Origin of the sequence: Pseudomonas tehranensis (assembly GCF_014268615.1) — a bacterium.
GTDB classification, from domain to species: domain Bacteria; phylum Pseudomonadota; class Gammaproteobacteria; order Pseudomonadales; family Pseudomonadaceae; genus Aquipseudomonas; species Aquipseudomonas tehranensis.
Map to the genome: position 1 here is coordinate 1 of NZ_JABWQV010000149.1, position 11,891 is coordinate 11,891.

An 11,891-nucleotide genomic window follows, 5' to 3' on the forward strand; every position below is an offset into this window, starting at 1 on the left:
CTGGCCGCCCGCGTCGGCGCGGGCGGCCATGTACTGGGCGTGGACATATCCGAACCGCTGATCGGTCGAGCGCGGGCCCTTGCGCCACAGGATACGCCGGCCCAGTTCCGGGTAGCGGACGCCAGCAGCGCCGAGCTGCCAGAGGGCGCATTCGACATCCTGTTCTCCCGTTTCGGGGTGATGTTCTTCGACGATCCGACAGGGGCGTTCGCCCATATGCGTCGCGCGCTCCGGCCGGGCGGGCGGGTCGCTTTCGTCTGCTGGCGCGGCGTGGCCGAGAACGATTGGGTGCGCCTGCCGATGGGCGCGATCAAGGGCATTGTCCCGCCGACCGCACCGCCCGATCCCGAAGCGCCCGGCCCATTCTCGTTCGGCGACCGGGGACGCGTGACACGTATCCTGACAGCGGCCGGCTTCAGCGATATCGCTATCGCGCCCTTCGATGCTTCCATCCCGTTCGGCGAGGGCGGGACGCGGGACGCGGCGATCGACGACGCGGTGAAGATGGCGTTCGAAGGCGGCCCATTGTCGCTTGTGCTCGCTAGTCAGCCCGACGACATCCGCGCCCGCGCCTGGGCCGCGGTTCGTGCCGCCTTCGCGAGCCTCCCCGGCGAGCGGTCGGTGATGATCGACGGCGCGGCGTGGATCGTCATGGCACGCAATCCGGCAAGCTGACAAGGATTAACAGTGGAGACGCCCCTGCTCGGTGGAGCGGGGTGTCTTTGGCCGGTCAGATTGATGTCCTTTTTTGCTTGGTCATCCGTTCCTCGGCAAAAGCGGCCACTCACGAATGTCTTTACTCTTATTCCACGAATTATCTGATCGATACCGAGCACGGCGTCATCGATGGATTGGAGCGACAAGCATTACAGCGTAGCCATCTGCATGGCGAGGATCGTATGCGCCAATCGGTTGGACCCAAGTTAAATAAACCTATCCCCTCTGTTTGGTGGCTGTCTGGCTAGAGCCTCGCCCCATAGTCGGGTAGGGTTGCTTGAGCCCTCTCCCGATACGAAACAAGGATGAAATCATGACGATGACCGCTCTTCGCTCTCGTTTGGCCGTCAGTCTCGGCCTGAGCCTGGCCCTCGGTGCCTTCGCCCCCGTTGCTTTCGCGCAGCCCCATCAACAAGTCCTGAGCGACGCCGAACAGTACAAGGGCGAAGCCCTGAAACTGCTGGAACGGCTGGTCAACATCGACTCAGGCTCCGGGTATTTGCCGGGGTTGAACCAGGTCGGTGACATTGCCATCGATGAATTGCAGAAGTTGGGCGCCACCATCGAAAAGGTGCCCAACTCGGACGGCACCCAGCACATCCTGGCGACCTTCAAGGGTTCCGGTAAGGCGAAGATTCTGCTGATGGCCCACATGGACACGGTGTTCAAGGAAGGCTCGGCCGCCGAGCGTCCGTTCCATATCAAGGACGGCCGGGCCTACGGGCCGGGGGTGATGGATGACAAGGGTGGGATCGTCGCTGGGATCTATGCGTTGAAGGTGCTCAAGAACCTGGACTTCAAGAACTACGCGCAAATCACCTTCCTGCTCGACGCCAGCGAAGAAACCGGCTCGGACGTTGCCACCAACCTGATCAAGAAAACCGCCAAGGCCCATGACGTGACTCTCAACCTTGAACCGGGTCGTCCGGCCGATGGTTTGGTGGTCTGGCGCAAGGGCAGTGCCACGGCGCTGGTGGAGGTCAAGGGCAAGGCGTCCCATGCCGGTGTCGCGCCGGAGCTGGGGCGCAATGCGGCGATGGAAGCCGCGCACCAGATCCTGCAACTGGGCAAGCTGGGCGACGCGGAAAAGAAAACCACCATCAACTTCACGGTGCTCCAGGCCGGCGACCGGACCAACGTGATTCCCGACCAGGCCAGCGCCAAGGCCGATGTGCGGGCAGCGGTACCGGAAGAGTTCGACCGCATCGAAAAAGACCTGGCGCGCGTGTCGCAAGACAAACTGATCGCCGACACTGAAGTCACCACTAGCCTCAAGCGCGGCCTGCCGCCGATGCCGCAGACGGCGGAGTCGGACCGTTTGATGGCCATGGCCCAGGGCATCTATGGCGAACTGGGGCGCAAACTCACCGAAGAGGGCAGCGGTGGCGCGGCGGATGCCAGCCTGTCGGCGGGGGTGGGCACGCCGACGCTGGATGGCTTCGGCATTGTCGGCGGCAACATTCATACGCCTGAGGAATACGCGGAGGTTGAGAGTGTGGTGCCAAGGATTTATCTGTTGTCGCGGATGATCATGGAGTTGGCGGGGCGGTAAAGCGCTGCCGGTTCTTTAAGGGCACACAGGCTTTTGTGGCGAAGAACCTTGCTCCCGCTCGGCTGCGCCTGTAGGAGCTGTCGAGTGCAACGAGGCTGCGATCTCTGTCCAGACACTTGAGTCTCAAGGGAAAGATCAAAAGATCGCAGGCTTCGCCAGCTCCTACAGCACCCAGCGGGTTTGGGTGGTGAGCTTGTTAGTGCGGATCGACGTTATCCAGCGCTCGGTTCGCCAGCAAGCCGCCCAGTTCGATCAGTTGCTGAATGCCCAGGGCGACGTGGCGTCTGGAGCCTTCCAGATCGAAGGCCAGGTCGCTGACCATGGCATTGGCCGAGGCCAGGGTTTCGCTGAGGTTGGCGAGCAGGGCTTCGGTGTCGATGCCGTTGACGACGGTGAAGACTTGGTTTGGAGCAGGCTCGGGCTTGGTTGGTTTGGGTTTCAGGTAGAAGTCGAGGGCGCGGTCGGCGGCTTGGTCGAATTTTTTGGAGTTGACGGTCGTCGGATCGGTGTCTGGCGGATTGGGTGTTGGTTTGAACATGGATGAAACTCCAGATAATAAAGTTGGAGCCATCACCCTCGCTACCAAACGAAAGGTGGTGGCCATACGAAGGTTGGTAGACCGGTTACCTGGCAACCCGGCGCGTCCAAGGACGCCCTGCGCATGACCACCATAAAACAGAGGGCGTAGAAATCCCCTGCATCAGGTTGCACGTGCACCAGGAAAACCGGGCTACCAAACCCGATCGCTGATTCATCAGCGACCGGAAAACGATAAAGCCCGACCCCAAGGCGCACAAGCCGGCGGATTCTGGCGTAGTTGTAGGCAACGGCGCAAGACGAGGCAGGCAGGTCCTACGTCGAGGCTGGCGGCATAAACATTTGGCTTTTCGGTGTCAGTAAACCCAAACCTCCACCCGCCGATTCCTGACCCGGCCTTCATCCTCGCTGTTGGCCGCCACCGGCATCAGCGCGCCGAAGCCGCGTACTTCGCGTAGCGCCACGCCGTGTTTGACCAATTCGCGCCGCACCGCCATGGCCCGCAACCGCGACAGCAGGTCGGCGCGCGCCGGGTCGTCCTTGGCGTCGCCAAACCCGACTAGCGTTACTCGGCGGTCGAGCTTGTCGTGCTGCTTTATATAGGCGAGCACGCGCCCCAGGTCCTGCTGGGCCTTGTTGTCGAGGCTGGCGCTGCCTTCTTCGAAGCGGAAGTTGACCGACAACCGTTGCGCGTGGCGGCTCAGGGCTTGATAACCCTCAGGCATCAGGGCATTGGGGGTGACGGCCATCGCCTGCACGGTTTGGGCGATGAAGCCGTTGGCCGCGACGATGGCCTGGCCCTTTTCGCTTTGGGTGAAATCAGCCAGGGCCTTGGCCCACGGGTTGGTTTCTTGCGGTGGCAGGTAAAAGAACAGCCGGCGGGACAACGGGTAGTCTTCGGTGGCGATCAGGTGGGTCAGCGGCAGCATGGGCTGGGAGTCGCCGTCGACAATCGCCAGCGCCTTGGCCTGGCGCACGTAGGGCAAACCGATGAAACCGATGCCTTGTGGGTCCTGGCTGACCGCGTCGGAAAGCTGCTCGCTGGATTCGAAGCGCTGGGCAGAAGCGGCCAGACGTTTGCCTTGTCGGTTGAGCACCAGTTCCTTGAAGGTGTCGTAGGTGCCGGACTGCTCATCCCGCGCGTAGAGATGAATCGGGCCGCCGGCGCCGCCCAGCGCTTCCCAGGTGTTGACTTCGCCGCTGAAGATCTTCGCCAGTTGCCGGGTGTCGAGCTGGCGCAGCGGGTTTTGTGGATGAAGAATGATCGCCAGGCCATCGATGGCGATGACTTGTTCGGCGTCGGGATGTTTCAGGTCGCCCAGATGGTCCAGTTCCTTGAGTTCGCTGTCCTTGATCGGTCGCGAAGAGGCGGCCAGTTCGGCGCTGGCGTGCTTGAGGGCGGAAAATCCGGTGCTGGAACCATGGGCGGCAATGTCGATTTCCACCCGCCGGCCATCGGCGGCCTGGCCGACGAGACGCTGTTCGTTATCGCGGTCGGTGATTTCAGTGCGGACCTTGAGCAGCCCCTGATCCGCCATTAGCGCCTTGACCAGCGCCGGCCCCAGCGTAGCACCGATGGTGTTCGAGCCTTGCAGGCGCAGCGCGGGGCCGTGTTCGGGAATCGGCAGGCCGCTGGCCCATGCCGCGAGCGGCAGCCAGAGGGCCATGAAAAAAACAACGCGCAACCGCATGCCGGCACCTTCTGAACCTGAGGACGTGCCGGAAGATTAAGTCAGTCAGGTTACTGAAAAGTGACAGGCGTGCGACTTGTTAGCCGCCCAAGAGTGATGCAAGAAGCTGCATTCTGTGGGAGCACAGCTTGCTCGCGATCCAGGCGACTCGGTTTAACGGCGGGACCGTGTCATCGTTCATCGCGAGCAAGCTTTGCTCCCACAGGCTTGTGCAGGGTTTTGTGTGCGCCAATCAGCTCAACTGCAGCCAGATCGGCGCATGGTCTGAAGGTTTTTCCATGCCGCGCAGTTCATAATCCACCCCGGCATCCTTGACCCGTGGCAGCAGCCCATGGGAGGTGAGGATCAGGTCGATGCGCAGGCCACGCTTGGGCTCGTCTTCGAAACCGCGGCTGCGGTAGTCGAACCAGCTGAAGCGGTCGGTGACGTCCGGGTTCAGGTGGCGGAAGCTGTCCACCAGGCCCCAGTTCTTCAGGCGCGCCATCCACTCGCGTTCTTCCGGCAGGAAACTGCATTTGCCGGTTTTCAGCCAGCGCTTCATGTTGTCCGGGCCGATGCCGATGTCGCAGTCTTCCGGGGAAATATTTACGTCGCCCATCACCACCACGGGCTGGTCATTGCTGAAGCGGCTTTCCAGCAGTTGCTGCAGGTCGCTGTAGAAGCGCTCCTTGGCCGGGAACTTGGTCGGGTGATCGCGGCTTTCGCCTTGGGGGAAGTAACCGTTCATGATCGTGACCGGCACGCCGTTGGCATCGGCGAAGGTGCCCCAGATGAAACGCCGCTGGGCGTCTTCATCGTCGCCCTCGAAGCCTTTGTGCAGCGTCAGTGGGGCCTGGCGCGAGAGCAGGGCGACGCCGTAGTGACCCTTCTGCCCATGGTAATGCACGTGATAACCCAGGGCCTGCACCTCGGCCAGGGGGAATTGCTCGTCGTGGACCTTGGTTTCCTGCAGGCCGATCACGTCCGGCTGATGCTTCTCGATCAGCGCCGCCAGCTGATGGGGGCGGGCGCGCAGCCCGTTGATGTTGAAGGAGACGATCTTCATGGTCGGCTGTCCTGGCAAAACTGCGATGCTAGCTGACATGTAGGAGCACGGCCAGCGTGGCAGTAGGACAAATGCGCTGCTAATGTCCTGTGCATGTAGGAACGATCACAGCCTAATCGGGTTCGTACTCAATAAGAGCGGGGCCTCACCGAGCCTCGCCCAGGAGATTGACCGTCATGCCAGAAACCTCCACCGCCATCGCCGACATTCATATGCTCGACCGCGGTTATTCGCGCGAAGCCCGTTCATTGCTCTACCAGGCTTACCGGCATGAACCGACTTTCAGCTTTCTCTTTGAGTCCGAGCGCCCCGGTTATGAACATCGGGTACGGGCCACGGTGCGCGAGTTGGTCAAACAGCACTTTCTCCAGGATTTGCCGGCCATCGGCCTGCTGGTCAACGACCGCCTGATCGGCATCGCCTTGATTGCTCCACCGCAGCGCCGCCTGGGTATCACTGAAAGCTGGGCCTGGCGCCTGCGCATGGTGTTGAGCACCGGCTTTCGCTGCACCCGGCGTTACCTGGACTACCACGCCGCAGTGACGGCCTGCCTGCCGTCGGAGTCTGTCCATGTGTTGCCACTGCTGGGGGTGCATCCGCAGTTTCAAGGCCAACACTTCGGCGAACAGTTACTGGCGGCGGTGCATAACTGGTGTGCGGTGGACGAAAACTCCCAAGGTGTGGTGCTAGACACCGGCAACCCTCGTTACCTTGAGTTCTATAAACGTCAGGGCTACGAGGAAATCGGCGAGATTGCGGTAGGACCTGTCCGCGAACATGTGTTCTTTCACGCCAACCCGCAGGTATTGCAGAGCGCAACGGCGTAATCCGCGGAAACTTTTGAGACATGTCCGGCTCTATCAGGCTTCCAAGCCCGTGATAGCATCCGCGCCATGAATTTCCCAGGACGAATGACCAGTGGTGCGCTCTTGCTGTCGATCAGCTGCGCGGCGCTGGCACAAAGTGAATTGGCTGTACGGGTCAAGCCGTCCAACGACCAGCTCAAGGCTAACGTAGAAGGCTATATTGGCGGCGTGGGCGATCGTGACGAAGAGGCCTTGCTGCGCTTCAGTCGGGGTGCCGAGGAGCAGGCGCGCAAAGCCGCCCAGGCGTTGGGCTACTACCAACCGCAGATCGACAGCGAGGTCGAGGGCGGCAAGACTCCGCGCCTGATCCTGACCATCGATCCCGGCGAGCCCGTGCACCTGCGCAATGTCACCGTGCGCATCGATGGCCCGGCCGCTTCCCTCAAGGCTTTTCGCGTACCCGACAACGCCGCGCTCAAACCCGGCGCGGTGCTTAATCATGGGCGCTATGAAGACGCCAAACGGATGATCCAGAACCAGGCCTCGCGCTACGGATTTTTCAGCGGACGATTTGTCAGCCAGAAGCTGTTGGTGGACCCTCAGGCCGGCGTCGCCGACATCGAGCTGGTCTACGACAGCGGCCCGCGCTATAGCCTGGGCCCCGTGCACTTCGAAGGCGACACCCCACTGGACGAAGACCTGCTGCAACGCATGGTGCCGTTCAAGGCGGGCGAGGCGTACGACTCGGAACTCATCGCAGAACTCAACCAGGCCCTGCAATCGAGTGGCTATTTCGAAGGCGTTCGGGTGGACGCGGCACCCACTGCCGCCACCGATAATGTGATCCCGGTGGCGGTCAAGCTCGACACCCGCAAGCCGCGCACCATGGGCCTGGGCCTGGGGTTCTCCACCGACGTCGGCCCACGGGCCAAGGCCAACTGGACGCGCCACTGGGTCAATCCCCAGGGCCACAGTTATGGCTGGGAAGCCGAAGTGTCGGCACCCCGGCAGAACGTCGGCCTGTGGTACGACGTCCCCCTGGACCCGCCCTTGACCGACAAGATGCGCTACGCCGGTGGTTATCAATATGAAGAGCTGTCCGGCACCGATAGCCTCAGCAAGCTGCTGACCGTGGGCCCCGAATGGCACAGCAAGTTGCCCAGTGGCTGGCAGCGGGTGGTGTCGCTCAAGTGGCAGCGAGAGGAATATCGGCTCGGCGACGACTCGGGACTGAGCACCTTGCTGATGCCGGGCGTGAGCTATTCCTACCTGCGCAGTGACAACCGCATCGATCCGCGCAACGGCTATCGCATTCAGTTCGACACCAAGGTCGCCAAGGAAGGGCTTGGCTCGGACAACAACCTTTTATATGGCACGGCCATGGTCAAGGGCCTGACCACCGTGTTCGACAAGCATCGCCTGCTGGCCCGTGCCCAGGTCGGTGGCAGCGCCACCAACGGCTACAAATCCATCCCGCCATCGCTGCGCTTCTTCGCCGGTGGCGACCAGAGCGTGCGCGGTTACGATTATCAGAGCCTGTCACCGGAAAACTCCGAAGGTGATCGCATCGGTGGTCGCTACATGGTCGCCGGCAGTCTCGAGTATCAGTATTCGATTGCGCAAAAATGGCGGTTGGCGACCTTCGTCGACCAGGGCAACTCCTTCAACAGCCTTGAGCTGCCGAGCCTCAAGACGGGCGTTGGCGTCGGTGTGCGCTGGGTGTCGCCGGTGGGGCCGATCCGCCTCGACCTCGCCCATGCGCTGGATGACGACGGAGGCATTCGCTTGCACTTTTCCATGGGGCCCGAGTTGTGAATCGTGGTTTGAAAATAGCCCTGCTGGCGCTCGGCACGTTGCTGCTGGTGGCCTTGCTGACCCTGAGTGTCGTGCTCGGCACGCCATGGGGTAGCCGTTGGGCACTGGGCGTTGTGCCGGGTTTGAGTACGGATAATTTCCAGGGACGGTTGGGCGGCCAGTGGAGTGCCGACCACCTGGTGTGGCAGCAGGACAGCAGCCGAGTGGAACTCGATCAGGTGATCTTCGCTTGGTCGCCGCTGTGCCTGGCGCGCATGACCCTGTGCATCGATCAGCTCAAGGCCGATAAGGTCAGCCTGCAATTTCCTCCGTCCGCTGACGAGCCGAGCAGCGGTCCGATTACCTTGCCGGACCTGAACTTGCCGCTGGCCCTCGAACTGGGCGACGTGCAGGTCGGCAGCCTGTCGTTCAATGGCAGCGAACAGCTCAAGGGCTTGCAACTGGCCGCACATTGGACCGCCCAGGGTCTGCAGATCGACTCGGTGCAGTTGCAGCGCGACGAGCTGAGCCTGAAGTTGTCCGGGATGCTGCAACCGGGTGGCGACTGGCCGCTGAAGGCCGAGGGCCGGCTGACCTTGCCGGCGCCGGGCGCCACGCCGTGGATGCTGGACCTGAAGATCGATGGCAATCTGCTGAAAACCCTCAGCCTCAATGCCGACAGCAGCGGTTATCTGCAAGGCCAGTTGGTCGGTGAGCTGCAACCGCTGGCGAACAACCTGCCGGCCAAGGTACGCATCACCGCCGACGGCTTCAGGGCCAGCGCCGATCTGCCGGATACCCTGATGCTCAATCAGCTGGAGTTGACCGGCGAGGGCGATCTGAACAGCGGCTACCAGTTGCTTGGCAAGGCCACATTGCCCGCCGAAAAAGGCCCGGTGGCATTGCTGCTGCAAGGCAAAGTGGACGCCAACGGTGCGCAGATCGCCGGCTTGGACCTCAACGCCAGTGATCAGCAATACCTCAAGCTCACCGGCCAGTTGGACTGGCGCGAAGGCCTGAGCGCCGAGGCGAAAATCGCCTGGCTGGACTTCCCCTGGCATCGCCTGTATCCGCTGATCGACGAGCCGCAAGTGGCGCTGCGCAGTTTCAACGGTGAAGTGTCGTATACCGATGGCAGATACCTGGGCAATTTCCAGGCAGCGCTGGACGGTCCCGCCGGAGCGTTCAGCCTGGACAGCCCGTTCAGCGGCGACCTGACGACCCTCCATTTGCCGCAACTCAAACTCGCCGCCGGGCAGGGCAAGGCCGAAGGTCATTTGAACCTGGAGTTTGCCGACGGCATTGCCTGGGACACGGCGCTGGACCTGTCGGCCATCAACCCGGCGTATTGGCTGGGCGAGCTGCCCGGCACCTTGGCCGGGCCGTTGCGCAGCACAGGCTCGATGAAAAACGACCGCCTTGAGCTGGATGCGGACCTGGACCTCAAAGGCAAATTGCGCGGCCAACCGGCACTGTTCCAGGCCAAGGCCAACGGTGCTGGCGAGCAGTGGAACCTCAGCGCGCTGGACATTCGCCTGGGTGACAACCGCATCAACGGTACGGGCAGCCTGCAAGAAAAACTCAGCGGTCAAATCGACATCAAGCTTTCGCGGCTGGCCCAGCTCTGGCCGCAACTGCGCGGCCAGGTGAGCGGTCGCCTCAATGTGGCCGGGACACTCAAGGCCCCCCAAGGCAAGCTCGACCTGCAAGGCACGCAACTGGCGTTGCAGGATAACCGCCTGCAAAGCCTGAACCTTGACGCGACCCTCGACAGCGCGCAGCGGGGCAAGGTTGACCTCAAGGCCAGCGGTATTCGGGCAGGCGAAACCTCGCTCGGTGTCCTGACGGTGAGCGGGCAGGGCGACATCAGGCAGCAAAAACTCACCCTCGACCTGCAAGGGCCACAGCTTGAAACGAACCTGGCGCTTGATGGCATGCTCAACCAAGGCAACTGGCGCGGGCGTCTCAGCACTGGCAATGTGCAGGCCGGCGGCCAAGCCTGGCGTCTGCAAGCCCCGGCGAAGCTGGAGCGCCTGGCCAACGGCACGCTCAACCTGGGGGCCCATTGTTGGCGTTCCGGTCAGGCCAGCCTGTGTGGTGAGGATCAGCGCCTGATGCCGGAGCCGAAGCTGCGTTATCACCTCAAGCAATTCCCCATCGAAAGCCTGGCCCAGTGGATGCCCAAGGATTTTGCCTGGCAGGGCCGGCTCAACGCCGACCTGCAACTGGACCTGCCGGCCAGCGGCCCGAACGGACGCATCCTGGTGGACGCCAGTGGCGGCACTTTGCGGATCCGGGACAAGGATCGCGACGATGGGCAATGGCTGGACTTCCCTTACCAGACCTTGACCCTAGACAGTCGCCTGACGCCCAAGCGGATCGACACCCACCTGAATTTCGCCGGGGCCAAGCTGGGCGAATTGATGCTCCAGGCGCAGATCAACCCGTTGCCGGCCAGCAAACCGCTGAGCGGCTCGTTCCGCCTGAGCGGCCTGGACTTGTCCGTGGCGCGGCCATTCCTGCCGATGGTGGAAACCCTCAGCGGGCACCTGAATGGCAGCGGCACACTGTCGGGTGGTTTATTGGCGCCTCAGGTCAACGGCAATCTGTTGATCAGCGATGGCGAAGTGTCCGGTCCGGAACTGCCGGTCAGCCTCGAAGACTTGCAGATGCGCGCCACGATTGCCGGTGACACGGTGCGTCTGAACGGTGACTGGAAAAGCGGCAAGGGCGGCCGAGGCAGCCTGACCGGGGACATCGGCTGGGGCGAAGCCCTGAGCCTGAACCTGGCGCTCAAGGGCTCGCAATTGCCAGTCACCGTCGAACCTTACGCGGTGCTGGAGGTGGCGCCGGACCTGACCATCACGATGCAGGGCGAGCGCCTGTCCATTGCCGGCAAGGTCCTGGTGCCCAAAGGCGAAATCACCGTGCGCGAACTGCCGCCGTCTACCGTCAAGGTGTCGGATGACACGGTGATCGTCGGCCACCAGACCGAGGAGGGCAAGTCACCGATGGCCATGGCGATGGACATCGATGTGATCGTGGGCCAGGAAAAGCTCGCGTTTTCAGGCTTTGGCCTGACGGCCAACGTACAAGGCCAGGTGCACATTGGCGACAACATGGACACCCGTGGCGAGCTCTGGCTCAACGACGGTCGCTACCGGGCCTATGGGCAACGGCTGACGGTGCGTCGGGCGCGGCTGCTGTTCGCCGGACCCATTGACCAGCCTTACCTGGATATCGAAGCGATTCGCCAGGCCGATGATGTGATCGCCGGTATTCGATTGAGCGGCAGCGCCGAACAGCCGACCACGCAAATCTTCTCTGAGCCGGCCATGAGCCAGGAGCAGGCGTTGTCTTATCTGGTACTCGGCCGGCCGCTGAGCACCACCGGCGAGGACAACAACATGCTCGCCCAGGCGGCACTGGGCTTGGGGTTGATGGGCAGTGCGGGAGTTACCACCAGTCTTGCCAACACTTTGGGGATTGAAGATTTCCAGCTCGACACCCAGGGCAGCGGCGATGCCACCAGCGTCGTGGCCAGCGGCAATCTGACGGAAAAACTCAGCCTGCGTTACGGCGTCGGCGTGTTCGAACCGGCCAACACCATCGCCCTGCGCTACAAGCTCAGCAAACGGGTTTACCTGGAAGCCGCCAGCGGCGTCGCCAGCTCCCTGGATATCTTCTACAAGCGCGATTTCTAAGCCTTCCCCCAATCATCTGTGGGAGCGGGCTTGCTCGCGAAAGCG

At 62.4% G+C, this 11,891-nt stretch carries 8 protein-coding genes; 5 read left to right on the plus strand and 3 right to left on the minus strand.

Translation table 11 applies throughout. From position 1 onward, the window contains the following. On the plus strand, nucleotides 1-675 hold a 675-nt coding region (locus tag HU811_RS18780; protein WP_186657422.1), incomplete at its 5' end, for a class I SAM-dependent methyltransferase. Nucleotides 676-1,030: 355 nt separating this feature from the next. After that, the gene (locus HU811_RS18785) at nucleotides 1,031-2,269 is read left to right on the plus strand and encodes a M20/M25/M40 family metallo-hydrolase (protein WP_186657425.1); all 1,239 of its coding nucleotides are present in this window, start codon (nucleotides 1,031-1,033) and stop codon (nucleotides 2,267-2,269) included. 196 nt (nucleotides 2,270-2,465) lie between these two features. Here HU811_RS18785 and HU811_RS18790 read toward each other — a convergent pair whose 3' ends face one another. From HU811_RS18790 to xthA, 3 genes are all read right to left on the minus strand, one after another. Next, nucleotides 2,466-2,807, minus strand: coding sequence for a DUF6124 family protein (locus tag HU811_RS18790; protein WP_186657427.1), 342 nt, complete (start codon nucleotides 2,805-2,807; stop codon nucleotides 2,466-2,468). Nucleotides 2,808-3,162: 355 nt separating this feature from the next. Beyond that, nucleotides 3,163-4,497 carry a substrate-binding domain-containing protein gene (locus HU811_RS18795; RefSeq protein ID WP_186657430.1) on the minus strand — a complete coding sequence of 445 codons (1,335 nt, stop codon included), beginning with the start codon at nucleotides 4,495-4,497 and terminating at the stop codon, nucleotides 3,163-3,165. A 232-nt stretch (nucleotides 4,498-4,729) separates the two neighbouring features. Then, entirely contained in the window at nucleotides 4,730-5,542 is an 813-nt protein-coding gene (xthA, locus tag HU811_RS18800; RefSeq protein WP_186657433.1) for an exodeoxyribonuclease III, read from the minus strand. Nucleotides 5,543-5,718: 176 nt separating this feature from the next. On the opposite strand from xthA, the gene HU811_RS18805 reads away from it, so the two are divergent. The 3 genes from HU811_RS18805 (at nucleotide 5,719) to HU811_RS18815 (ending at nucleotide 11,846) form a co-directional block, all read left to right on the plus strand. Then, a complete protein-coding gene (locus HU811_RS18805; protein WP_186657435.1) occupies nucleotides 5,719-6,369 on the plus strand; it encodes a GNAT family N-acetyltransferase in 651 nt (216 codons plus the stop codon). A 66-nt stretch (nucleotides 6,370-6,435) separates the two neighbouring features. Beyond that, entirely contained in the window at nucleotides 6,436-8,163 is a 1,728-nt protein-coding gene (locus HU811_RS18810) for an autotransporter assembly complex protein TamA (RefSeq protein ID WP_186657437.1), read from the plus strand. Continuing rightward, entirely contained in the window at nucleotides 8,160-11,846 is a 3,687-nt protein-coding gene (locus tag HU811_RS18815; protein ID WP_186657440.1) for a translocation/assembly module TamB domain-containing protein, read from the plus strand. The genes HU811_RS18810 and HU811_RS18815 overlap by 4 nt, the downstream gene beginning before the upstream one ends. The last annotated feature ends 45 nt before the right edge of the window (nucleotides 11,847-11,891 follow it).

Coding starts and splice junctions, on each gene's coding strand:
- HU811_RS18810 (WP_186657437.1), top strand. CDS start 6,436: ATGAATTTCCCAGGACGAATGACCAGTGGTGCGCTCTTGCTGTCGATC.
- HU811_RS18805 (WP_186657435.1), top strand. CDS start 5,719: ATGCCAGAAACCTCCACCGCCATCGCCGACATTCATATGCTCGACCGC.
- HU811_RS18790 (WP_186657427.1), bottom strand. CDS start 2,807: ATGTTCAAACCAACACCCAATCCGCCAGACACCGATCCGACGACCGTC.
- HU811_RS18795 (WP_186657430.1), bottom strand. CDS start 4,497: ATGCGGTTGCGCGTTGTTTTTTTCATGGCCCTCTGGCTGCCGCTCGCG.
- xthA (WP_186657433.1), bottom strand. CDS start 5,542: ATGAAGATCGTCTCCTTCAACATCAACGGGCTGCGCGCCCGCCCCCAT.
- HU811_RS18785 (WP_186657425.1), top strand. CDS start 1,031: ATGACGATGACCGCTCTTCGCTCTCGTTTGGCCGTCAGTCTCGGCCTG.